At 76.1% G+C, this 23,188-nt stretch carries 19 protein-coding genes; 3 read left to right on the top strand and 16 right to left on the bottom strand.

Annotated features, from left to right (window positions below; translation table 11 throughout):
- Positions 1–46: 46 nt before the first annotated feature.
- Complete coding sequence (locus tag AC069X_RS05715; RefSeq protein ID WP_478725460.1) at positions 47–1,054, bottom strand: LacI family DNA-binding transcriptional regulator; 1,008 nt, start codon at positions 1,052–1,054, stop codon at positions 47–49.
- A gap of 190 nt (positions 1,055–1,244) precedes the next feature.
- On the opposite strand from AC069X_RS05715, the gene AC069X_RS05710 reads away from it, so the two are divergent.
- Together AC069X_RS05710 and AC069X_RS05705 are read left to right on the top strand one after the other, a co-directional pair.
- Entirely contained in the window at positions 1,245–2,051 is an 807-nt protein-coding gene (locus tag AC069X_RS05710) for a class I SAM-dependent methyltransferase (RefSeq protein ID WP_478725458.1), read from the top strand.
- Between the two features lie 224 nt (positions 2,052–2,275).
- Entirely contained in the window at positions 2,276–2,971 is a 696-nt protein-coding gene (locus tag AC069X_RS05705; protein WP_478725456.1) for a hypothetical protein, read from the top strand.
- Positions 2,972–3,008: 37 nt separating this feature from the next.
- Here AC069X_RS05705 and AC069X_RS05700 read toward each other — a convergent pair whose 3' ends face one another.
- The 14 genes from AC069X_RS05700 to AC069X_RS05635 form a co-directional block, all read right to left on the bottom strand.
- On the bottom strand, positions 3,009–3,665 hold the full coding sequence (locus AC069X_RS05700) for a class I SAM-dependent methyltransferase (protein WP_478725454.1): 657 nt from the start codon (positions 3,663–3,665) through the stop codon (positions 3,009–3,011).
- Between the two features lie 169 nt (positions 3,666–3,834).
- Positions 3,835–5,193 carry an AMP-binding protein gene (locus AC069X_RS05695; RefSeq protein ID WP_478725452.1) on the bottom strand — a complete coding sequence of 453 codons (1,359 nt, stop codon included), beginning with the start codon at positions 5,191–5,193 and terminating at the stop codon, positions 3,835–3,837.
- Positions 5,194–5,419: 226 nt separating this feature from the next.
- On the bottom strand, positions 5,420–7,972 hold the full coding sequence (locus tag AC069X_RS05690) for an ABC transporter permease (protein WP_478725450.1): 2,553 nt from the start codon (positions 7,970–7,972) through the stop codon (positions 5,420–5,422).
- 111 nt (positions 7,973–8,083) lie between these two features.
- Positions 8,084–8,893 carry an ABC transporter ATP-binding protein gene (locus tag AC069X_RS05685; protein ID WP_478725448.1) on the bottom strand — a complete coding sequence of 270 codons (810 nt, stop codon included), beginning with the start codon at positions 8,891–8,893 and terminating at the stop codon, positions 8,084–8,086.
- 196 nt (positions 8,894–9,089) lie between these two features.
- Positions 9,090–9,767: a response regulator gene (locus AC069X_RS05680; protein WP_478725446.1), complete on the bottom strand. Its 678-nt coding sequence runs from the start codon at positions 9,765–9,767 to the stop codon at positions 9,090–9,092.
- Positions 9,764–11,440, bottom strand: a complete 1,677-nt coding sequence (locus tag AC069X_RS05675) for a sensor histidine kinase (protein WP_478725444.1) — start codon at positions 11,438–11,440, stop codon at positions 9,764–9,766. Before AC069X_RS05675 ends, AC069X_RS05680 begins: the two co-directional genes overlap by 4 nt.
- Positions 11,441–11,545: 105 nt before the next feature.
- Complete coding sequence (locus AC069X_RS05670) at positions 11,546–11,935, bottom strand: hypothetical protein (protein WP_478725442.1); 390 nt, start codon at positions 11,933–11,935, stop codon at positions 11,546–11,548.
- Positions 11,936–12,026: 91 nt separating this feature from the next.
- Positions 12,027–13,208: a galactokinase gene (gene galK, locus AC069X_RS05665; protein WP_478725440.1), complete on the bottom strand. Its 1,182-nt coding sequence runs from the start codon at positions 13,206–13,208 to the stop codon at positions 12,027–12,029.
- The gene (gene galT / locus AC069X_RS05660; RefSeq protein ID WP_478725438.1) at positions 13,205–14,233 is read right to left on the bottom strand and encodes a galactose-1-phosphate uridylyltransferase; all 1,029 of its coding nucleotides are present in this window, start codon (positions 14,231–14,233) and stop codon (positions 13,205–13,207) included. Before galT ends, galK begins: the two co-directional genes overlap by 4 nt.
- 165 nt (positions 14,234–14,398) lie before the next feature.
- The gene (locus AC069X_RS05655; RefSeq protein ID WP_478725436.1) at positions 14,399–15,100 is read right to left on the bottom strand and encodes a M15 family metallopeptidase; all 702 of its coding nucleotides are present in this window, start codon (positions 15,098–15,100) and stop codon (positions 14,399–14,401) included.
- Positions 15,101–15,115: 15 nt separating this feature from the next.
- Positions 15,116–17,782, bottom strand: coding sequence for a SpoIIE family protein phosphatase (locus tag AC069X_RS05650; protein ID WP_478725434.1), 2,667 nt, complete (start codon positions 17,780–17,782; stop codon positions 15,116–15,118).
- Positions 17,783–17,906: 124 nt separating this feature from the next.
- Positions 17,907–19,748, bottom strand: coding sequence for a VanW family protein (locus AC069X_RS05645; protein WP_478725432.1), 1,842 nt, complete (start codon positions 19,746–19,748; stop codon positions 17,907–17,909).
- A gap of 130 nt (positions 19,749–19,878) precedes the next feature.
- On the bottom strand, positions 19,879–20,247 hold the full coding sequence (locus tag AC069X_RS05640; RefSeq protein WP_478725770.1) for a ribosomal maturation YjgA family protein: 369 nt from the start codon (positions 20,245–20,247) through the stop codon (positions 19,879–19,881).
- A gap of 32 nt (positions 20,248–20,279) precedes the next feature.
- Positions 20,280–20,690 (bottom strand): hypothetical protein, encoded by a 411-nt coding sequence (locus AC069X_RS05635; protein ID WP_478725431.1) that lies wholly within the window; start codon positions 20,688–20,690, stop codon positions 20,280–20,282.
- 127 nt (positions 20,691–20,817) lie between these two features.
- Between AC069X_RS05635 and AC069X_RS05630 the strand changes: the two genes are divergently transcribed.
- Positions 20,818–21,618 (top strand): helix-turn-helix transcriptional regulator, encoded by an 801-nt coding sequence (locus tag AC069X_RS05630; protein WP_478725429.1) that lies wholly within the window; start codon positions 20,818–20,820, stop codon positions 21,616–21,618.
- On the opposite strand, the gene AC069X_RS05625 is transcribed toward AC069X_RS05630, so the two are convergent.
- Positions 21,615–23,183 carry a nitroreductase family protein gene (locus AC069X_RS05625; protein ID WP_478725427.1) on the bottom strand — a complete coding sequence of 523 codons (1,569 nt, stop codon included), beginning with the start codon at positions 23,181–23,183 and terminating at the stop codon, positions 21,615–21,617. The genes AC069X_RS05630 and AC069X_RS05625 overlap by 4 nt on opposite strands.
- Positions 23,184–23,188: the final 5 nt, after the last annotated feature.

Below are 23,188 nucleotides of genomic sequence, written 5' to 3'. Positions count from 1 at the left end.
ACGCCGGCCCGGGGCGGCGCGGGCCCGGGGCGGTCCGCGCGGCCCGCTACGACGACTGCCGGTGCACCAGCACCGGTTCGATGCCCGGCACCGGGGCCGGCGTACCGCCCGCGACCAGCGCGTGCAGGGCGTCCGCGACGGAGGCGGCGGTGGGCAGTTCGAGGGCGACGCTGGTCAGCGCGGGCCGCTGGAGCGCCGAGAGCACCAGGTCGTCACAGCCGACGACGGCCACCTCCCCGGGTACGGAGATCCCCTCGGCCATCAGCGCGTGCATCAGCAGGGCGGCGTACTCGTCGTTGTAGGCGAAGACCGCGTCCAGCCCGAGCCCCCTCCACCGGCGGGCCAGCGCCGTGGCGGACTCCCGCGTGTAGGCCAGCTCGACGGGGGTGACGGTGACCGGATGCCGGGCGGCGACCTGCTCGGCGCCGGCCAGCCGGGGCCGGGCGAGCGTGTCCAGGCCGCGCTCCCGCGGCATGACCACGCCGATCCTGGTCCGGCCCCGGGCGACGAGGTGCCCGGTGGCGGTGGCGCCGACGGTGGTGTGGTCGAAGGCGATGGTGTGCACCCCGGCCACGGGATGGGAGGCGAAGGCGAGCATCCCGCGCACCCCGGCCCGCCGCAGCACCTCGGCCGCCTGGGGCGTGAGCCGGTCCCCGTCGAGGGACAGCACCGCGGCCGGCCGCAACTCGGCCCAGGCGCGCGCCGCTTCGAGGGGGTCGGTGAACCGGCCGGCGTGCATGACGGCGGTGTAGCCGTGCCGCTCCAGCTCGCTGAGCAGCTCGTCCACCCATTCGCTGACCAGACGGCCCACCGCCGATACGGAGGCGGGCATCAGGACCAGGTTGCTGCGCCCGGCGCGCAGGGAACGGGCGGCGGCGTTCGGTACGTAGCCGAGCTGCGCGGCGGCGGCCAGCACCCGGGCCCGGGTGCCCTCGCCGACCCGGTGGCCCTGGGTGTCGTTGAGCACGAAGGAGACGGTTGCGCGTGAGACCCCGGCCAGACGGGCGACGTCCGCGCTGGTGGCCGACGCGGGGGCCGGCGCCTCTTTGGCCATGACGTGCTTCATCGCTCTCTGTGGCGGGTGCTGCTCCTGCCGGCGAGGTTACACGCGTCAGACCGCGGGCCCCGGCCCGCCCGGGGCGGCGGCGAGCCCGGACCCGGCCCGGCCCGGACCCGGCCCGGGTCCGGGCCGCCCGCGGAAAACCGATTGATCATGGTTTGGGCCCCCGGCTAGCGTGCCCGGCATGACAACGACCTCCCAAGCCGCCGCGCCCGCCGACTGGCGCGAGGCCAACCGCGCCAACTGGGACGAGCGCGTCCCCATCCACGCGGCGGGCTCCTTCTACGACCTCCCCGGATTCATCGCGGGCAAGGATCCGCTGCGGGACTTCGAACTCGCCGAAGTCGGTGACGTCAGCGGCAAGTCCCTGCTCCACCTCCAGTGCCACATCGGGCTGGACACCCTCTCCTGGGCCCGGCGCGGAGCCGCCGTCACCGGCCTCGACTTCTCGGAGCCGGCCGTCGCCACGGCCGGTGAGCTCGCCGCGCAGATCGGCGCCGACGGCGCCCGCTTCGTCGCCGCCGACGTGTACGACGCCGTGGACGCGCTCGGCGGGCAGACCTTCGACATCGTCTACACCGGCTACGGAGCGCTGTGCTGGCTCCCGGACATCGCCCGCTGGGCCCGGACGGCGGCCGCGCTCGTCGCGCCGGGCGGCTTCCTCTACCTGTCGGAGTTCCATCCCTTCGCCGACGTCCTCTCCGAGGACGGCCGCACCGTCGAACACGACTACTTCCACCGCGAGCCGAACGTCTACGACGAACCCGGCACCTACGCCGACCTGAACGCGGCGACGACCGCGAACCGCACCGTCGAATGGCTGCACGGCATCGGCGACGTCGTCAGCGCCGTGACCGCGGCCGGACTGCGGCTGGAGTTCCTGCACGAGCACGACCACGGCCACTTCCGCCTCCCGGCCGGGCTGAACGCCCCGCAGGTCTACTCGCTGCGTGCCGTGAAGGATCCGGGGCACCCCGGGGATGGTCTATAGTTGATCTCGAGCTCGCCGCCGCGAAACACGGTGTACGGGACATGCGTTGGTGGTCCAAGGAAAGACACCCCACTTCCCGTGGGGGAATGCAGGTGCAAGGCCTGCCCAGCGCTCGATCAAGGCCCCGGCCTCCTCAGGGAGACCGGGGCCTTCGTGCGTCCCGGTGCCACGGCGGCCGGGGCCGCCCTCCGGACCGGCGGGCGGCACTGGAAGAATGCGGCGGCATGAACAAGCGCCCGTCCGAAGACCTGACCGCCGCCTTCGCCCGCCTCGGTGGTGAGGACGACAGGCAGGTCTGGAGCGAGCTGTGGGACGACCTGTGCCACCAGGGCTGCGTCGACGAGGACAGCTTCCTCGCGCTGCCGTTCCTGGCGGCGATCGCCGCCGGCCGGGCGCCCGGCGCACCGGGGGAGGCGGCCGGGATGGCCGGCCTCATCGTCTCGGCGGCGGACGACGAACAGCGGGCCCGGTACGGCGAGGAGATCGCCACCCTGCTTTCCGCATCGCGGCGCCTGCTCGACACGGAGACCGGCGATCCGGTGGCCTTCGTGTACCTCCTCCAGTCCGTCCTCGCCTTCGAGGGCGAGCGGGTGTGGAGCGCCGAACGGCTGGAGGGCCTCTTCATCGGCGAGTACGAGTTCGACTGCCCGGCCTGCGGATCCGGGCTCTTCGTCGCCTTCGGCGAGTACGGCACCTTCGCCTCGGCGGGCGACTACGTGACGGCGGCCGGGGCCCGCACCCCGTTGCTGCCCGCCGCCCCGGCCGACCTCGGCCCGCTGCCCGCCCGCCTGCACCGCGCGGCGGCCGCGGCCGGGCACGAGGGGATCGCGTACGGGCTGACGCACCTCTTCGGCCGGGCGGTGTGCCCGGACTGCGAGGCCGGGTTCGAGGTCTCGGAGCAGGTCGCGGAGCAGGACTGACCCGCCCCCGTGCGGGGCCCACGCCGCCGACCGGCCGTCAGGGGGCGCGCCAGACCAGGGTGTACCGCCAGAACAGCCGCCGCCGCAGCCGGGCCCCGGGAAGGACACGGCGTGCCTCCGCGGAGATGCCGGCGAACCCCATCGAGGCCGGCCGGGTCGGGGCGGTCATCGAGAGCGGCCGCGCAGCCCTGCGGCCCCGGTTCCTGATCCAGGCCATCGCGACGTTCGCGGGCACGGCCACGGCCCCCAGGAGGTGGTCGCCGGGCGACTCCGCACGGGCCACGCCCACGACCACCAGGGTCCCGCCCGGGGCGAGACGTTCGCGGAGGAGGACGAGGGCCTCGGTGAGGGGCAGATGGTGCAGAACGGCGACACACGTGATGACGTCGTAGGAGGCCGGCGGGACGTCCGTCAGGGCGTCTCCGGTGACGAACTCCACGGCGGCGGCAGCGGGGGTGAGTTCCCGCGCGCACCCGATGACGGCGGCGTCCGCGTCGATCCCGAGCACCGAGGTGGCGCGCGCGGCCAGCAGGCGGGCCAGCTCACCGCTGCCGCAGCCGACGTCCAGCGCGCGGCCGAAACGCCGGGGGAGCTGCCGCATGATCCAGCGGTGGTAGTGGGCGTTGTGGTCCCACGGGCGGGCCGCGTGGAACCGGTCGAGCGCCTGGAGGACGCGGTGCGCCGGTGTCGTCATGTGCCCAGTCCATCACCCTCCCTGGCGGTCCTGATCGGCGCGGAGCCGCCGGCCGTCCTGCCGCAGGGCTCCGCGCCCGTGCGGGACCCGGACCGTACGGCCGGCCGGCGATGCTCCGGGGCCCGGCCGCCCCGCGCGCCGACCGTGCATCCCGGTCACCGGTCACCGGTCACCGTGCCGGCGGACGCTCCGTCACCACCAGGCCGCCGGCCGGGGTGCGGTAGGCGCGGGCCCCGGTGCGGAGGTGGCCGTCGGGGGTGAAGGAGCGGGCGTCGGCCTCCGGCGCCCGGTAGTAGCCCCGAGGGGTGTACGGGCCGCGCACGAGGAGTTCGCCGGGCTCCCCGTCGGGCACGTCCCGGCCGTCGGCGTCCACGACGCGGATCTCGTCTCCGGGCGAGAGGGGCCGGCCCCGCGTGGCGGACGGGCTCCCGTCCGCGAAGGAGGGGTCGGGCAGGACGAGCACCCCTTCGGCCATGGCGAAGACCGGCTGCGGGCGCGCCCCCAGCTCGGAGCCGATCCGCTCGGCGGTCGGCCGGGACGGGGCCGCGCCGCCGACCTGGACCAGCCGCAGGCTCCCGGCACCGGCACCGGCACCGGCCGACGCGAGCGCGTCGAGCCAGCCCTCGACGGCCTCCGGCGTCAGCGAGGTGACCGTGACCCGCTCCCGCTCCACGGCCGGCAGGCACTCCTCCGGAGCGGGGCCGTCCGCCAGGACGACGGTTCCGCCGACGGACAGCGTGCCGAAGACGCCGGGCCCGCCGAGGGCGAGGGCGGACCCGGCGGGCAGCGCCGCGAGGTACACGTCGTCCTCGGTGAGCGAGACCAGCTCGGCGGCGGCCCGCACCTGGCAGGCGTAGTCGTTGTGGGTGCGCGGCACGAGCAGCGGCTCCCCGGCGGGCCCGTCGGCCGGCATCAGGAACGCCACCTGGTCCGGGGCCGGCGGGAGCGCCGGCTCGGGCGCCGCGTCGATGGAACCCAGCGGCGCGTACTGGCAGTTCGACGGGTCCGTGGTCATGCCGCCGAACGGGGACTCGGTGCCCGGCGCCTCGTACGTGAACACCCGCCGCAGGAACGGCCAGCGGGCGGCGATGCCGGCCGCCGCCGCCGTGTGGTCGACACCCCGGTACACGCCCGGGGCGACGTACCCCACGGCCTGCGTCAGCCGGACGAGTTCGGGCACCTCCGACACGGGGTGGGAGACCGGGCAGAGCACCGGTACCACCCCGGCCCGCATCAGCGCGAAGACGGTGACGACGAACTCCGGCACGTTCGGCAGCTGGACGACGACCCGCATCCCCGGCCGCAGCCCGCGCAGCCGGAACCCGGCGGCCATCCGGTCCACGCGCCGGTTCAGGTGCGCGTACGAGACGCGGGTCCCGCCGTGCACCAGCGCGGTCCGCGGCCCGTACTGGAGGGCCCAGCCGCGCAGCAGGTTGTCCAGCGTGGTGCCGCTCCAGTACCCGGCCGCCCAGTACCGGTCGACGAACTCCTCGGGCCAGGGGGTGCAGCCGTCGTACAGGGAGGCCATCCGCTTCCTTCCGTGCCAGCTCCTGGACCGGAAGCCGTGCGGGTCGTTTGTCGCCTTGACGTGCTCTGACCTTGGCATTCCAGTCCGTCAACGGCCCGGCGCGCAAGGAGCGTTCCCGACCATGGACGCCGGACCCCGTCAGCGGAAGATCCAAAGGCGGCCCGGCCCGGCGGAACGCCTGACCGGGCCGCCGGGCGCCTGACCGGCGCCACCTCGACGACAGGCCCTAGGAGCGCGCGACCGCCTCAAGCGGGCCGAGCGCCGCCGCGCGGCGGGCGGGGAGGGCGGCCGCCGCGACGCCCACGGCCAGGGACAGGACGACGACCAGGGCGAGGGTGCCCCAGGGGAGGGAGAAGGAGTACTGCGGGATGGCCCCGTTGGCCAGCCCGCTGACCTTCCAGGCCCCGAACAGCCCGCCCGCCAGCCCCAGCAGGGTGCCGTACGCGGCGACCGTGAGGGATTCGAGGCGGATCATGCGGCGGACACCGGAGCGGTCCAGGCCGATGGCGCGCAGGACACCGATCTCGCGGGTGCGTTCGGCGACCGACATGGCCAGCGTGTTGACCATGCCGAGCGCGGAGACGACGACGCCGATGGCGAGCAGCCCGAACACCATGGTGATCAGGTCGCCGGCGACGCCCGCCTGCTCCCGCACCAGCTGCGCCCGGCTCTGCACCGTCAGCAGCGGGCTGTCGTCGACGGCCGCCCGCAGCCGTCCTGCGACGTCTCCGGAGGCGGTCACGAGGATCCGCTGGACGGAGTCGCGCAGGTAGCCGTGCCGCTGGACGTCGCCCCGGTCGGCGAGCACGTCCTGGGCGGTGGGGTTGTCCTGGTAGATCCCCACCACCGTGTAGGTGCGCTCGCGGTCGCCCTGGCCGGGGCCGATGGCGGCCCGGACCCGGTCGCCGGTGCCGATCCGGCTCTCCCGGGCGAAGCCGGCGGAGACCGCGATCCGGTCCGGTCCGAGGTCCTGGGCCGAGCCGCTGGTGAAGCGGAGCTTCATGACGGCCCCGACGGTCTTGGGGTCGACGCCCGAGACCTGCCCGGCCTTCCCGCCCACCGAGATGACGGAGTCCGCGACGGCGGAGGCGGTGCGTACGCCGGGGACGGCGGCGACGCGCCGGACGGCGGCCGCGTCGACGGCGCTGGTGGTGTCGCGGGTGCCGATGACGTAGTCGGCGCTCAGGCCGGCGGCGGCCTGGGAGTCCAGGGCCCGGCTGGAGGAGTGCTCGATGACGGCCAGCCCGGTCACCAGCGCCGTACTGATCATCAGGGCGACGGCGGTGGCCGCCGTACGGCGCGGGTCGCGCAGGGCGTTGTCCCTCGCGAGGCCGCCCACCACCCCGAGCCGGCCGGTGAGGCGGCCGAGGAGCCGGACCACCGGTCCCGCCGCCAGCGGCGCCAGCAGGATCAGCCCGGTGACCAGGATGCCCGCGCCGGACATCGCGGTCCGCAGGTTCTCGTCTGAGGCGTCCTCCGCCCCGCCCAGGGACACCAGCAGACCGGCGCCCAGCAGGACCACGGCCGCGCCGATCGCACCCCGGATCCGGGACGGCGTCGCGGCAGGTGCCTGCCCGGCGCCGCGCATGGCCTCGACGGGCGCGATCCGGGCCGCCCGGCGGGACGGCAGCCACGCGGCGAGGACCGTGACGCCGACGCCCACGGCGAGCGAGGCGAGGACCGGCGCGGGCCCGATCACCAGCGGGCCGCCGGGCAGCGGGTCTTCCCCGGTGCCGAGCAGGCCGGGCAGCGCGGCGGCCACCGCGAGACCCAGACCGAAGCCGGTCACGGAGGCGACCAGGCCCACCGCCGCGGCCTCGGCGAGCACGGAGCGGACCACCTGGCGGCGGGTGGCGCCGACCGCCCGGAGCAGCGCGATCTCCCGGGTCCGCCGGGTGATGAGCATGGTGAAGGTGTTGACGATGAGGAACGAGCCGATGAAGAGCGACACCCCGGCGAAGACCAGCGGCAGCCGGGAGTGGCTGCGCGTCTTGGTGTCGATGAAGACGGACTGCTGCGCGGCCCTCGCCGCCGCCGTGGTGGCCTCCGCCCGGTCCGCCGGCAGCAGCGCGCCCACCCGCCGGGCCAGGTCGGCCTGCCCGGTACCGGGCGTGGCGGCCAGGTCGATCCCGGTGTAGCTGCCCGGGGCGGCGAACAGCCGCTGCGCGGTGGCCTTGTCGAACACCGCGAGGGTGCCGCCGGAGATGACGCGGGTGTCTTCGGCCGCCACGGTGCCGACCAGCCGGAGCTTCAGCACCGGTCCGTCGACGGCCAGGCTGACGGTGTCGCCCAGGGAGTACCCGCCGGCCTCGGCGGTCCCCCGGTCCAGGGCCACCTCGCCGCCGTCGCGCGGGGCGCGGCCGGCCGTCAGCGGGTGGCGGTCGTCCTTTCCGCCGGGCCCGGGGACGTAGCCGGCGGCCAGCCTGCCCATCGGGTTGCCGGCGCGCATCGGCGAGCCGTCCTTCGCGGCCACGGTCACCGACCCGTCCACCGTCGGACGGGCCGAGGCGACCCCGGGCACGGCGGCCAGCCGGGCCACGAGCGCGTCGTCGAGGACGCTCTCACGTTCCGCGGCGGGGACGCCGAGGGGGTACTTGGGGTCCACCGTGACCGCGATGCCGGCGTAGTTCCGCGCCATGGAGGCACGGTAGGCGGCGGTGGTGGAGTCGGCGAAGACGAGCGACCCGGAGATGAACGCGACCCCGAGACAGACCGCGAGGACGGTCATCATCAGGCGCGTCTTGTGGGCGAGGACGTTGCGCAGGGCTGTTCGCAGCATGGCGGGCTTTCGGAAGGCTCGGGCGGAGCGATGGCGGTGGCGGGAGCAGTGGCGGGAGCGGGAGGGGAAGGGGGAGGGGCGGAATGCGGGAAGGGGTGGAGCGGGAGCCGCTCAGCTGGTGCGGTCCCGCGCCTCGAAGGCGAGCATCCGGTCCAGCACGGCTCCGGCGGTCGGTTCGCGCAGCTCGTCCACGAGGCGCCCGTCGGCGAGGAACACCACGCGGTCGGCGTGCGCGGCGGCGGCCGGGTCGTGGGTGACCATCACCACCGTCTGGCCCAGCTCGCGCACCGAGTCGCGCAGGAAGCCGAGGACCTCCGCCCCGGAGCGGGAGTCGAGGTTGCCGGTCGGCTCGTCGGCGAACACGATCTCCGGCCGCGAGACGAGCGCCCGGGCCACGGCCACGCGCTGCTGCTGCCCGCCGGAGAGCTCGGCCGGACGGTGCGCGAGCCGGCCGGCGAGCCCGACGGTGGAGACGACGGTGTCCAGCCACGCGCTGTCGGGCTTCCGCCCCGCGAGCCGCAGGGGCAGGGTGATGTTCTCCAGCGCGGTCAGGGCCGGCAGCAGGTTGAAGCCCTGGAAGACGAAGCCGACCTTCTCCCGCCGCAGCCGGGTGAGCTGACGGTCGTTCAGTCCGGAGAGTTCCACCCCGCCGATCCGCGCCGATCCGGAGGTCACGGGGTCCAGGCCGGCCATGCAGTGCATCAGCGTGGACTTGCCCGAACCCGACGGGCCCATGACCGCCGTGAACCGGCCCCGGGCGAAGTCCACCGACACCGCGTCCAGCGCCGTGACCCGGGTCCCGCCCCGCCCGTACGTCTTGGTCAGGCCCGTCGCGCGCGCGGCCGGTTCGGGGCCGGGCGACGCGGAGGGGGCCGAAGTGCGCGAGGAGGGCGCGGGGGAGGAGGGAAACGCGTGCGACATGGAGGCTCCGCCTGAAGTGCGAGGGCCCGCGCAACCTGCCGCGAGCCGGGGGGACACATCCATCCTCACGGCCCTGACCTGCGCGGACATCGGCCTCAAGGCGTGAGTCGGGCTCTGCCGAAAGGGCCGCCCGGCCCGGCCCGCCTCTGCCGGAGGGCAGAGGCCGCGGCCCCCGCCCCTGCCCTGCGGCAGACCCTCAGGAGGCCAGCCCGGTCCGGTGCGCCAGCAGAGCCGCCTGGACCCGGCTCGTGGAACCGGTCTTGTCCAGGATCGCCCCCACGTGCGTCTTCACCGTGCCGGTCCCGATGCCGAGCCGAGACGCGATCTCCTGGTTCGACAGCCCCTCGCCGAGCGCCGCGAGGACGTCCCGCTCGCGGCCCGTGAGCCGGGCGATCCGCTCGTCCGCCGGTGCCCCGCCCCCGCCGGCCGGCCCGGGCGCGCCCAGCATCCGGGAGATCACCGCCCCGGTCACGCCCGGGGAGAGCACGGCGTCCCCGGCGGCGGCTGCCCGTACCGCGCTGATCAGCTCCTGCGGGCCCTCGTCCTTCAGCAGGAACCCGGCGGCGCCCTCCCGCAGGGCCCGCACGACGTTGTCGTCGTCGCCGAAGGTCGTCAGCATCACCACGCGCGGCGCCGGATCGAGGGCGAGCAGCGGCGCGATCGCCGCCAGCCCGTCGCACACCGGCATGCGGATGTCGACGAGGGCCACGTCGGGGCGGTGGACGGCGGCCAGTTCGACGGCCTGCCGCCCGTCCGCCGCCTCCGCGACGACCTCGATGCCTTCGGCGTGCCTCAGGATCAGGCGTACGCCGTGCCGGATCATCGTCTCGTCGTCGGCGAGCAGGACACGGATCGGCGGGTGCGGCTCGGTCACGGGCTCTCCCAGGGTGCGGCGTCCCGGACCGACGGGACGGTGAAGCGGTCGATGGCGATCAGACGCTGCCGGGCGTCGAAGCAGTAGCGGGCGACGGTCAGGCCGCCCGGCCGGGCCTCGGTCGCGCCGTTGAACGGGTAGGTGCAGCCCGCCGTGCCGGCGGGGCGCGGCGGCTCGTGCCCCGTGGCGGCGGCGCGGACCGCCGCGTTGTCCACGACGCCGAGGCCCGCCACGTCGGCGTGGGTCATGCCGACCCGGGGGAGCGGGCGCGGCCCGGCGTCCGGCCGGGGCGCGCTGTTGGACACGAAGGCGGTCCCCAGGGCCATCAGCACGCACAGCGCCCCCAGGCCGAGGGCCAGGGTCAGCGCGTTCGCGGTCCCGCCCTCGGAGCCGGTGACCCGCGCACCGGGGGCGGCGCCGTGCTCCCGCGCCCCGGCCGGGTACGGGACGACGGCGTCGCCGGGCTCGGCCGGCAGGACCGCCTCCACCAGGAAGCCGCCCGACGGCAGCGGCGCGGCGCCGAAGGCACCGCCGAGGAGTTCCACGCGCTCCCGGAGTCCCGTCAGCCCGCGCCCGGTGCCCACGCCCTCGGCGGCGGGGGCCGGGGCGGGCGGCGCTCCGTTGCGGACGGTGATCCGTACCGTCGAGGCGTCGTGGGCGACGGCCACGTCGACGTGCGCCGAGGGGGCGTACCGGTGGACGTTGGTCAGGGCCTCGCGCACCACCCGGTGCGCCGCCCGGCGGACCGCCGCCGGGCGGGAGCCGAGGTCCGGGCCCGTCCAGTCCAGCTCCACGGCGATCCCGCCGTCACGGGACTCCGCCACCAGTGCCTCGATGTCGGTGCGGGTGCCCGTCGCGTCGGTGAGCACGTCGGGCCCGGCGTCCCGGCCCAGCGGCCCGAGTACGCCGAGGACCTGCCGCAGCTCGCGCATCGCGTCGCGGGTGGTCCGCCGGACCAGGACCGCCTCCTCGCGCAGCTCCGGCGCGGCGCGGCCGAGGGCCAGCTCCAGGCCGCCCGCGTGCAGGGAGATCAGGCTGAGCCGGTGTCCGAGCAGATCGTGCATCTCGGCGGCGATCCGCGAGCGCTCGTGGGTGCGGGCCTCGCTGTCCGCGGCCCGGCGCGCCCGCTCGGCCGCGTCCCCGCGCTCGCGCAGGGCCCGTACCAGCCGCCGCTGCTGCCCCTGCGCCGTCCCGACCAGGCCGGGCACGATCACGGCCGTCGGGGCGAGGACGAGCCCGAGCGCCAGCCCGTACGGGACGCGCCCCGGGCCGGTCACGGGCGCGGCAGCCGTCGCGGCCGCCACCAGGAGGAGCGCCGCGGCGGCCAGCAGCCGGGCCCGCTGCCGCGCGCTGACCGTCCGTCGCGCCAGCGCGTACGCCGCCACCGCGGCGAGGGGCCCGACACCGCTCGCGAGCCCGGTGAGCGCGGCCAGGGCGAGCAGCACCGACCCCGGGAACCGGCCTCGCAACGGGAAGAGCACGGCCCCGGCGGCGATCAGCAGCAGCTGCAGGGACGGGTGGCGCAGGAGCCCGAGACCCGCCACGGCCGCGAACACGCCGACCCCCAGCAGCGCCACGCCGGCGGTGGCGGCCGCCGTACGCGCCCACCCGGGCGGGACGGCCCCGTGCGGGAGACCGGGGCCGGGACGACGGATCAGGGAAGTGCGCACCACGCTGACCAGTATTGATGCCGCAGGCGGCAGCGGCATGAGCCTCGCGGTGGATCCGCCCTCTGCCGAAAGGCAGAGACCGGACGACCGGACCGCGAGGGGGCGCGGTCAGCGCCGCCGGGTCAGCGAGGCGACCACGACCGACACGGCGCCCGTCGCGAGCAGGCTCCCGGCCACCACCATGCCCACGCCGATCACGAACAGCCCGCTCCCGTCGTCCGACCAGTCGGCGAAGGAGGCGACGCCCAGCCCGGCCGTGGTGCCCAGCACCGCGCCCGCCACGTACCGCCGGGAGGCCGCCCAGCACACCGCCGCCAGCAGCGTCAGACCGAGCCCGATCACCTGCCACGCCTCGTACGGCCCCGTCGTCGAACCGTCCGGAAGCACGTCACGCCGCTGGTCCCAGCCCAGCCAGGCGGCCCAGGCGGCCATCGCCACCCCGGCCAGCACCAGGGTCGCCAGGAGTTCGTGCTTCGGTCCGCGCATCGCTCTGCTCATGCACCCAGTGTTCTGCCCGCCCGGCCGCTCCGGCAGGGTACGGGTACTCAGGCGCACCCGAGTAGGAACACCGCCCTCCGCTCCGCCTCCGTCAGGCGACCCGGCGGGCACCGGCCGAGGGGACGGCGTCCAGCACCGCCGGAGCCGCGAACCCGGACGCCGCGAAAGCCGCCGTCACGGCCCCGGCCACCGCAGCGGCCCGCCCGGCCGGGACCAGGGCGATCACCGACCCGCCGAAGCCGCCGCCGGTCATCCGGGCGCCCAGCGCACCCGCGGCGACCGCCGCCTCCACCGCCAGGTCGGTCTCCGGGCAGGACACCCCGTAGTCGTCCCGGAGGGAGGTGTGCCCGGCGGTCAGCAGCGGGCCCAGGGCCTCCGGCTCGCCAGCCGACAGGAGCCCGACGGCCCGGCCGACCCGGGCGTTCTCGGTGACCACGTGCCGTACCAGCGGCACCAGCGCCGCGGGGAGCTCCGCCAGCGCCCCGGGCAGCCCCTCCTCGGCGAGGTCCCGCAGCGCCGGCAGGCCCAGCAGCCCGGCGGCCCGCTCGCACCCCGCCCGCAGGGCGGCGTACGCCCCGTCGGCGAGTTCGTGCCTGACCCCGGTGTCCAGCACCAGCAGCGACAGCCCGTGCCCGGTGAGGTCGAAGGGGACCTGCCGGACGAGCGGCCCCCGCACGTCGAGGTGCAGGGCGCTGCCCTCGGCGCAGCACAGGGAGGCCAGCTGGTCCATGACCCCGCACGGCACCCCGGCGAAGGCGTTCTCCGCGTACTGCGCGACCAGCGCCAGTTCCGTCCGCGCCAGCCCCAGCCCGTACAGCTCGTCGTACGCGACGGCCACCGCGCATTCCAGGGCGGCGGACGAGGACAGCCCGGCACCCGTCGGCACGGTGCTGTCCACGTACAGGTCGGCGCCGCCCACGGGCAGGCCCCGCTCGCGCAGCGCCCAGACCACCCCGGCGGGATAGCGGGCCCAGCCGCCGTCCCCGCCGGGGGCGAGGTCCGCCACCGCGAACCCGGCGGTCCGGCCGTCGCCCTGGGCGCTGTGCACCCGCAGCAGGCCGTCGGAGCGGCGGCGGGCGGCGACCAGGGTGGTCCGCGGCAGCGCCATGGGAAGGGCGAAGCCGTCGTTGTAGTCGGTGTGCTCGCCGATCAGGTTGACCCGGCCCGGCGCGGCCCAGACCCCCTCGGGGGGCCCGCCGTGGATCCGCCCGAAGTCCCGCGCGGCCCGCACCCCGTCCGGTACGCCCGCCCGCGCGCCCGCCCCCGCGCTCACCGGGCCTCCCGCAGCCGCCGCGCGGCCGTCTCGGGAGCCACGTCGTTCATGAAGGCCTCCATGCCGGATTCGGTCCCGGCCAGGTACTTCAGCTTGTCGGCGGCCCGCCGGACCGTGAACAGCTCCAGGTGGAGTGCGAGTTCCTCACCGCCGGCCGTCGGGGCCTGGTGCCAGGCCGAGACGTACGGGGTGGGCTCCGCCAGGCCGAACAGCCCGTCGAAGCGCCGCAGCAGGTCCAGGTACAGCCCGGGGAACTCGGCCCGTTCCGCCTCGGTGAGCCCCCTCAGGTCGGCCACCCGGCGGTGCGGGTGGAGGTGCACCTCGTACGGCCAGCGGGCGGCGTACGGGACGAAGGCCGTCCAGTGCTCCCCGGCGAGGACCACGCGCTCGGTGGCCGCGCGGGCGTCGGCGAGCAGGTCCTCGAAGAGGTTGCGGCCGGTCGCGGCCCGGTGGGCGGCCGCCGCCGCCAGGTGTTTGGCGGTGCGCGGGGTCGGCGTGGGGAAGGCGTAGATCTGGCCGTGCGGGTGGGGGAGGGTGACGCCGATCTCGGCGCCCCGATTCTCGAAGCAGTAGACCTGGCGCACGCCCGGCCGGGCCGACAGCTCGGCGGTGCGGTCGGTCCAGACGTCCAGCACCAGCCGGGCCCGCTCGGGCGTGAGGCCGGCGAAACCGGTGTCGTGCTCCGGGGTGAAGCAGACCACCTCGCAGCGCCCGGCGTCGCCGGACAGGGAGGGGAAACGGTTCTCGAAGACGGCCACCTCGTAGTCGGCGGCCGGGATCTCGGTAGGCCGGCCGTCCCGGGAGGGGCACAGCGGGCAGGCGTCGGCGGGCGGGCGGTGGGTGCGGGCCTGCCGGTGGGCGGCGATGGTGACCCAGTCGCCGGTGGCCGGGTCCCGGCGCAGCTCTGGCGTGCTCTCGACGGGGTCGAGCGGCCGCAGGTCCGGGGCCCCGCGGTCCCGGCCGGGGGCGCTGTCGTAGTAGAAGAGCTCGCGGCCGTCCGCGAGCTCGGTGGCGGTCCTGTGCACGTGCGGGTCCTCGCCTCGGGGGTCGTGGAGCTCGCGGAAGGCGGTCCGGGGGCGGCGCGGACTCGATCATACGGCCGTCCGGGGCACGGATCACGGGCACACGGCACCGGCCCGCGGGGCCGCCCCGCGGGCGACGCCGGGAGTCCGACGACGGCCCGGCTAGCACTAGTCGCCGTCCGAGGAGAAGTGCTGGTAGTCCGGGCGGGACCACCAGTCGCCCCCCCAGTGCCAGCCGACGCGGCGGAACGCCCTCACCAGGACGCCGTCCTCCGTGATCATCCCCGGCCGGGCCGGGTCCCGCCGCAGGTACGGTCGGCCCGCCGGCGGGTGGACCACCCCGCGCCGGTCCACGTACGGGTTCTCGACCGGGTTGACGTCCACGGCGAGGCCCCAGGAGTGCCGTGACGTCCTCCCGGCGTCCCCCGTCACCGGCCGGCAGTTGAACGCCGAGGTGTTGTCGTCGGCCATCGCCGCGAGGTCGTCCCCGCCGTACTCGGCCGCCACGCGCATCCGCCGGATCGGGAAGCGGGCCTTGAACGCCTCGCCGAAGACGTACAGCAGCGGCTCGACCGCGTCCCGGTGGACGACCAGCTCGCCCCGGTGGACCTTGCCGTCGAAGCCCCAGTGGTTCATCCGGACCAGCCGCAGCCGGTCCGCCGGCACCGGGCACCCGGCCCGCCAGCTCGCCCCCAGCTTCCCCGGAGGCACCTGTGTCACCTCGGCCGCCATCACCGGCGCGGCGGCCCGTACCGGCACGTCCGGCCGGTCCCGCCCCGAGGGCGTACACGCGGACGCCGCGCTCGCGCACAGGACGGCGACCGCGGTCAGGGAGGCGGAAACGGGGCGCGCGGGACGCGTGGGGCGCACACCGCCACGCTACGGTCAGAGGTCCCCGAAGACCTCCAGGGGGACGCCGTCCGGGGAACCCTGCAGCGCCTGCTCCGACCAGATGACCTTGCCCTCGGGGGTGTACCGGGTGCCCCAGTGCTCGCTGAGCTGCGCCACCAGGAACAGCCCGCGCCCGCCCTCGTCCGTGGTGGCGGCGTACCGCAGGTGCGGGGCGGTACTGCTGCCGTCCCACACCTCGCAGGTCAGGGCGTGGTCGTGGAGCAGCCGGACCCGCACCGGCGGGCTGCCGTGCCGCAGGGCGTTGGTGATCAGCTCGCTGAGGATCAGTTCCGTGGTGAAGGCGAGCTCCTCCATCCCCCACTCCCCGAGCTTCTGCACGGCCAGGTTCCGCACGACGCCGACCCCGCTCGCCCGCGGCGGCACGTCCCACTGCGCGACCCGGTCGGGCCCGAGGGTCCGGGTCCTGGCGATGAGCAGCGCCACGTCGTCGGTGGGCCGGGAGGGGAGCATCGCGTCGAGGACGGCGAGGCAGCTCTCCTGCGGGTCCCGGTGCGGGTGGCTCAGCGCCTCGCGCAGCAGCTCCAGCCCCTCCTCGATGTCCCGGGTGCGCTGCTCCACCAGCCCGTCCGTGTACAGGACGAGCTGGCTGCCCTCGGCGAGGAGCAGCTCGCTGGTCTCGAAGGGCATGCCGCCCAGCCCGAGCGGCGGCCCGGCCGGCAGGTCCACGATCTCGGTGGTGCCGTCCGGGGCGACCACCAGCGGGGGCAGGTGCCCGGCCCGGGACAGGGTGCAGGCGCGCGAGACGGGGTCGTAGACGGCGTACAGGCAGGTCGCGCCGAGGACCCCGCCGGTCCCGCCGGTGTCGTCCTCGTCTATGCGCTGGACGAGGTCGTCGAGGCGGGCGAGGAGCTCGTCGGGCGGCAGGTCGAGGGAGGTGAAGTTGTGCACCGCCGTGCGCAGCCGCCCCATCGTGGCCGCGGCGTGCAGGCCGTGTCCGACCACGTCCCCGACGACCAGGGCGACCCGGCCGCCGGGCAGCGGGATGACGTCGAACCAGTCGCCGCCGACCCCGGACTGCGCGGGCAGGTAGCAGTGCGCGGCGTCCACGGCGCTCTGCTCCGGGAGGCCGCGGGGCAGCAGGCTGCGCTGGAGGGTGACGGCGAGGTTGTGTTCGCGGGTGTAGCGGCGGGCGTTGTCCATGGCGACGGCGGCCCGGGCGACCAGCTCCTCGGCCAGCGACACGTCGTCCTCGTCGAAGGGCTCCGGCTTCCCGGCCCGCCAGAAGTTGACCACGCCGAGGACCACGCCCCGGGCCTTGAGGGGCGCCGCGATCAGCGAGTGGATCCCGTACTCGATGATGGCCGTGGCCCGCCGGGGGTCCTGGACGCGCCAGCCCGGGGCGTCGGCCAGGTCCGTCACCAGTTCCGTCCTGCCGGTGTCGTAGCCGCGCGCCTGCGGGGTGGTCGGCTTGAACTCGATCAGCCGGCCGAGCGGGTACAGGGGGTGGTCGGCGCGGATCCCGCTGACCGCGGTGCGCCGCATGTCGGAGTCGGGGCCGGGTTCCTCGCCGTCGAGGACCGGGTTGGCCAGGTCGACGGTGACGAAGTCGGCGAAGCGGGGCACGGCGACGTCGGCGAGCTCCTGGGCGGTCCGCTCCACGTCGAGGGTGGTGCCGATGTCGCCGGTGGCGTCGTAGAGCAGCCGGAGGCGTTTGCGGGCCGCCTCGGCGCGACCGGTGAGCACCTGCATGTCGGTGGAGTCGCGGATGGTGACGGCGGCTCCCTCGGGGCGGCCGCGCGGGTGGGTGGGCCGCTGGTTGACGACGAGCAGCCGGTCGCCGGTCTCCAGCACCTCGTCGGTGGCCACCCGGCCGGAGAGGAGCAGGTCCGCCATGCGGCTGTCCAGGCCCGGTACGTCGCCGATGCGCAGGCCCTCGGCGCCTTCCGGCAGCCCGAGGAGCCGCTTGGCCTCGTCGTTGGCGAGGACCAGCCGCCCGTCGCCGTCCGTGATCAGCACGCCCTCGCGGACGGAGTGGAGCACCGCGTCGTGGTGCTCGTACATCCGGGTCATCTCCTGGGGGCCGAGCCCGCGGGTCTGGCGGCGCAGCCGGCGGCTGGTCAGGGCGGTGCCGGCGGTGGCCAGGACCAGGCCGGTGGCCATGGCCAGGAGGATGACGGGGAGCTGGCGGTCGAAGGCGCCGCTGACGTTCTCCACGGTCAGTCCGGCGGAGACCAGTGCCACGACCCGGCCGTCCGGGGCGGTGACCGGGACCACCGCCTGGATCTCCTTGCCCAGCGGCCCCTGCACGCTCTCGGTGTGGACCCGGCCCGCGAGCGAGGGCTCGATGGTGCCCACGAAGCGCTTGCCGATGCGGTCGGGCTGGGGATGGCTGTAGCGGATCCCCTGGGTGTCCATGACGACGATGAAGTCGACCCCGGCGGCCTTGCGGGTGGTCTCCGCGAGGGGCTGGAGGACGGCGGACGGATCCGGTGTCCGCAGCGCTTCCTGAAGGTCGGGGGAGTGAGCGAAGGTTTCCGCGACGGCGATCGACCGGTTGCGCGCTTCCCGGTCGACGTCGTGGCGGGACTGCAGGAGCAGGGCCAGGAGGGCACCGGCGGCGAGCAACACCACGATCGCCACCTGGAGGACGAACACCTGTCCGGCGACGCTCTTGAATCCCTTGCTCAGGGGTGACCGCACCGAATGGCCCGGTACGGCTGGCGAGGAAGGGTCACGTCCCCAGTTGTAGCACTCCGCCCCCCTCCGGCGCCCGACGGGCGCACCGTGCGCGCCGTCGGTCACCTCGGGTGAGGGAACTTTCCCCCTACCGGCCCTGTGCGGGGGCCGCGGCGGCGGCCACCGTCGTGGCGCCGGGCGTCGGCGCTCCGGGCGTCGGCGCGCCGGCCGTGGGGGCGCCGCTCGGCGCAGTGCCGGGGGCGGCCGGGGGCTCGCAGGTGACCTCGTCGCGCGGGGTGTAGTGCGTGGTGTGCTCCTCGCGCTTGACCTCCTTGCCGTCCTTGACGAACACCCGGCCGACGGTGACGTCGAAGCCCTCCAGGGGCGTCTGGACCTCGCAGGCGGGGCCGGTGCCGGTGCGCTTGGCGGGCGGCTTGACGTTGGTGCGGGGGCCCTGGGTCGCGCGTATCTCGTCGTACTTCTTGGTGCCCAGCAGGGTGATCGTCAGCGAGGTGTCGGTCGAGGAGGCCTTGACGTAGACCGGGTGACCGGAGTCGTTCAGCCAGCGCAGGTCCAGGGTGCCCCAGGCGACGGTGGCCTCGCGGCCCTCGGGGTAGCGCTCGATGTAGAAGGAGTGGGCCCCGTACTCGACCGGCTTGAGGCCGGCGAAGAACATGGCGTTGTACATCGTGGTGGCGACGGCCGAGACGCCGCCGCCGGGCGACTTCACGTACCGGCCGTCGTTGATCATGATGCCGTCGACGAAGCCGTTCTCCTTGGTGCGCTCGCCGACCGTCCGGTTGAAGCTCCACTCCTCGCCGGGCATCACCACGGAGCCGTTGATCAGCTCCACGGCCCGGCCGACGTTGGTGGTCCGGTACGGGGCGGCCGGGAACTCCACGGTGAAGGAGGAGACCTTCTCCTTGATCCCGAGGCGCCGCACCCCGGCGTCCGTCAGCTCCGGCTCGACGGCGGTGGTGGCCACTTCGGCGGTCCGGCCGGCGCCCGAGCGCGTGAGGGCGGGCAGCACGGCCCGGCCGAGGGCCTCCTCGGTGACCTGCTGCCCGGCGCGGCTGCTCTGCGTGACGACCACCCGGCCGGCGGCGTCCACGTCGAGGGCGGCGTCGCGAGGCGCCCCGGCCGCCTCCTCCAGGGGTCCGGCCACGGCGGGGTCGGCCAGCAGGCTGCCGGAGTCCAGGGCCGGCACCAGGCGGCCGGCGGCGTCGGCGTTCATCTTCAGGTGCTCGCCCAGGACGGCGGGGCTGACGGGGATGCGGGCACCGGCCACCGCGAGGGTGACGGGCCCGGACACCGCCGGCCGGGCGAACTCGCGCAGGGCCCGTCCGGTCTCGTCCGCGCCCACGCGCGGCTCGGTGCGGTGGACCGGCAGGGCGACGGGGGCGGCGGCCGGGCGGGGCCGCAGGTAGGCGTCCCGGAGCGTCTCCAGGGCCTGGTCCTCCACGAGGGTGACGCCCGGCCGCGCGGTGACGACCTCGGGCTCGCCCGCGTCGAAGGAGATGGACCCGTCGCGGACCGGCTGGGCGGTGCTCGCGGCGAGCCGGGCGACCCCGGCGCGCGCGGCCTGCTCGTCCGTACGGACCACGGGCTCGACGTCCGGGTCTCCGGAGGCGAAGAGCCTGCCGATGACGGCGGCCGGCCCGTAGCCCGTGCGGGAGGCGCGGTCGGCGGTCGCGGCGGCGTCCAGGGACAGCCCGACCGAGGCGGGGGAGACCTGTTCGACGCGGTCGCCGACGCCCGCCGGCATGGGGGCGCCGGCGCGCGGCCCGAGCTCCCGCACGAGGGTCTGCTCCGCCGCCGCACGGCTCATGCCGCCGATGTCGACGCCCCGGACCCGCGTCCCGGCGGCGACGTCGTCGCCGACGGCGAGCCCGGCGGCGTAGAGGCCGCCGAACCCGAGCACGACGGCGCCTCCCGCCACCGGCAACGCGATCCGCCAGTTCTTGCCCGTCCAGCTGCCCGCAGGTCGCACGGCTCTCCCTTGTGGCGCCGGCCCGTCGCCGGGCGGCTCGCGGGCCGTGGCAGGGGGGCGCGTAGATGACAGTTCCGGTCACCCATGATGAACCCGGAAACCTGCCATACGGGCGAGAAGGTAAGGCTTCTCACAAATCGGGCAAAGGGCGCGCGGTGGTGCGGGAGGAGCGCGCCCCCAGGGCGGCCGGAACGCACCAGCCCGCCGCCGCGCCCACCGCGTACCCGAGCAGATCGGGCGCGTTGAAGGTGGAACCGAGGACCAGGCGGGCGACGGCACTGCGCCGTGACAGCTCCGCCGGCACCCCGCTGAGCTGGAGGAACTCGACGCCCCAGCTGACGGCCAGCGCGGTCCCGGCGGCCCGCAGCGGCGTCGTCCGGGGCGCGGCCAGGACGACCAGGGCCATCAGCAGGACGGTGTACAGCGCGTCCCCGCCGTACTTCGCCACGTCCCCGCCCGCCACGGCCCGCAGCCCCAGGCCCGCCCCGACCGTCACCAGCGCGGCACCGGCCGCCGCGAGGCGGACCCGGATCAGCCGCCCTCCCCGGCCGCGTCCGTGAAGAGGTCCTCGGGGGTGCCGTCCAGGACGAACCCGTTGTCGAAGCGGACACGGACCGTCACGCGCTGCCGCCGGTCCGCGAACGCCGCCCACTCCGGCTCCAGCTCGGTGATCTCCTCCTCCAGCCGCAGCCTGCTCTCCGGGGGCATCGCGTGCCCGAAGTCATCGCGCAGCGACTTCAGGCGCAGGTACTCGCGGACCCCGTGGCCCGGCTCCGGCTCCTCGCCGTCCACCCGCTCGACCGTCCCCTCCGTGCCCGCAGCCAGGGCGAGGAACCCCGCCACGGGCCCCGCCGGCCCGGCGGAGCCGTCCGCCGCCGCGAGCCCGCCGGCCAGCCGGACGTCCGCCGCCAGCCTCACCCGCCGGCCTTCCTTCAGCGTCATGGATTCCTTCGTTCCTCGGATCGGTGCAGGGCCGTGCCATTATCCGCGGCGCCCCGGCCCGCCCCCGCCGCCGGCCTGGGTACGGCACACCCAGGAAGCGGCCGCCCACGCGGCATAACCTGACGCGGTGACCGGCAACCCCCTCGGAGACTTCCTGCGCGCACGCCGCGCGACCCTGCGGCCCGCCGACGTCGGGCTCGCCTCCCACGGCGCCCGACGGGTGACCGGACTGCGCCGGGAGGAGGTCGCCGTCCTCGCCGGCATGAACTCGGACTACTACGCCCGCCTCGAACAGGGCCGCGAACGCAACCCCTCCCCGCAGGTCCTGGCCGCCATCGGCGGCGCCCTGCGGATGGACGGCGAACTCCGCGACCACCTCCACCGGCTGGCCGGGACCCTCCCGGGCGGTGGCCGCCCCGCGCCGAGCGAAACCGTCGACCCGGCACTGCGCTCGCTCCTGGACGGATACGCGCACACCCCGGCCTTCGTCCTCAACCCCGCCACCGACCTCCTCGCCGCCAACGCCCTCGCCGAAGCGCTGTTCTCCCCCTTCGCAACGCCGGACAACCTGGCCCGCATGACCTTCCTCGACCCCGCCGCACGGAGCTTCTTCGTCCCCTGGGAGCGGGCGGCCGGGGCCGTCGTGGCCGAGCTGCGCCACGCATCCGGCCTCGACCCGCGCTACCCGCGCCTGACCGGCCTGGTCCGCGCGCTGTCCCGGGAGAGCGAGGAGTTCGCCGCACTGTGGTCCTCCCACGCCGTGCGCCCCAAGACCCGGGCGGCCAAGGAGATCCACCACCCCGGTGCCGGCCCCCTCTCGCTGACCTTCCACACCTTCGACGTGCGCGGAGCCCCGGGCCAGCAGCTGGTCGTCTACCAGGCGGAACCGGGGAGCCCCAGCGCCGAGCGGCTCACCCGGCTCGCCTAGGTGGCGGCCCGCCCCAGGGGGAGCAGGTACTGGAGCGGGCGGTCCAGGTCGTCCAGGCCGAACAGCTCGTGCGCCAGGTCGTCCTGGAAGCCGCCCAGCGGCATCGCCGACAGCCCCAGCGCCGACGCCGTCAGCAGCAGGGACTGGGCCAGGTGGCCGGCCTCCAGCAGGCCCAGCCGCAGCGCCCGCAGGCCGTAGCGGCGCCGCATCCGGCCCAGGTCCACGTACAGGCCGAGCACCACCGGAGCCTCGTCCACGACCAGCGCCATCGGGTCCTCCGGGGGCGCCGTCATGTACGCGGACACCGCCTTGAGCTCGTCCAGCGCGGGCACGGCGCCGACCCGCAGCAGCGCGCGCCGGCCGGGCAGGCACTCGTACGTACCCGGCGCCAGCCCCGCCACCCCGAACGCGAGCAGCCTGATCCCCGCCGCGTAGAGGCCGCCCGGACTCGGGTACGGGCGGTGCGCGAAGGGCGTGCCGCCGGCGCCGGTGGTGTGGCTGGCGGCGTGGGCGCCCCACAGCAGCGTGCCCAGCGTCCCGGCGTCCAGCGGGCCGGCGAGCCCCTTGCGGACGCTGGTCCGGCCCGTGACGGCGGCCCACAGCGAGACCTCCGGCACCGGCCCGCCCGGCAGCGCCACCTCCTCGCCGTCGGGCACCGCCGCTCCCGGCGCCGGGCGCAGTCCGCCCTCGGGATCCCAGCCGGCCCGGACCTTGCTCCGCTCCAGGTAGCGCCAGTCCGGCGCCAGGTGCCCCTCCGGGAAGTACGCGGCCGGCTCACCCGTGTCGAGCAGGGCGTGCGCGGCCAGCCGGTACACCGCCCGCTCCTCGTCCGGGGCCACCCCGAGCCGGTTGAACAGCAGCCGCAGCTCGGCGCCCCACGCGCCGGCACCCCCGGCCCGAGGGGCCTCCCGCGCGACCGCCTCCCGCACGCCCGCCGCCCAGGCCGCCACCGGCCCCGTCGCCGAGCCCTCCGCCAGTGCTCCGCGCAGCGCCTCCGCCCGGCCCGCGAGGCCCGGGCGCTGCGCCGCGTACACGGCGTTCACCCGCTCGTGCAGCATCCGCGCGGGCAGCCGGCCCGCCTCCCCGGAACCGGGTCCCGCGGTCACCGCCAGCCCGCGCAGCCAGCGCGCCGCCGCGAGGTGGTCCAGCCCGAGGGCCCAGGCCGTGGCGTGCGCCAGGTCCCCGGCGACGGCCAGCCGCGGGCTCCCCTGCGCGGTCCCGGCGACACAGGCCACCGCGACCCGGGTCGACAGAGCCGCCGGCCCCTCGTCGGCGGACCCGGCGCCCGCCTCCTCGCGGACCTCCGCCGCCCCGGCCAGCCCCCGTACCGCCGAGGCCGGTCCGGCGGCACCGTCCGGCCGGGCGCCGCGCACCCGTACGCTCAGGTGCGGCCCGCCCTCCCCGGGACGCACGAAGTCCCAGCCCGCCGCCCGGCCCCCGGCGACGAGCCCGTCCAGCAGCGGCGCGAGGGCCTCCACGAGGAAGACGTCGGCCGCCTCCGGCCCCGCCCGCAGGACGCAGTGCAGCACGTGCCCGGAAGCGTCGGGGGCGGTGGCGGGGGTCACGTACG

It is taken from the genome of Streptomyces sp. NPDC043896, from assembly GCF_056435605.1.
This window is presented reverse-complemented; position numbering and strand designations above follow the sequence as displayed.

Bases quoted from the DNA above. Each gene is read 5' to 3' on its own strand.
- AC069X_RS05715 (WP_478725460.1), bottom strand. From the start codon at position 1,054: ATGGCCAAAGAGGCGCCGGCCCCCGCGTCGGCCACCAGCGCGGACGTC.
- AC069X_RS05710 (WP_478725458.1), top strand. From the start codon at position 1,245: ATGACAACGACCTCCCAAGCCGCCGCGCCCGCCGACTGGCGCGAGGCC.
- AC069X_RS05705 (WP_478725456.1), top strand. From the start codon at position 2,276: ATGAACAAGCGCCCGTCCGAAGACCTGACCGCCGCCTTCGCCCGCCTC.
- AC069X_RS05700 (WP_478725454.1), bottom strand. From the start codon at position 3,665: ATGACGACACCGGCGCACCGCGTCCTCCAGGCGCTCGACCGGTTCCAC.
- AC069X_RS05695 (WP_478725452.1), bottom strand. From the start codon at position 5,193: ATGGCCTCCCTGTACGACGGCTGCACCCCCTGGCCCGAGGAGTTCGTC.
- AC069X_RS05690 (WP_478725450.1), bottom strand. From the start codon at position 7,972: ATGCTGCGAACAGCCCTGCGCAACGTCCTCGCCCACAAGACGCGCCTG.
- AC069X_RS05685 (WP_478725448.1), bottom strand. From the start codon at position 8,893: ATGTCGCACGCGTTTCCCTCCTCCCCCGCGCCCTCCTCGCGCACTTCG.
- AC069X_RS05670 (WP_478725442.1), bottom strand. From the start codon at position 11,935: ATGAGCAGAGCGATGCGCGGACCGAAGCACGAACTCCTGGCGACCCTG.
- AC069X_RS05635 (WP_478725431.1), bottom strand. From the start codon at position 20,690: ATGACGCTGAAGGAAGGCCGGCGGGTGAGGCTGGCGGCGGACGTCCGG.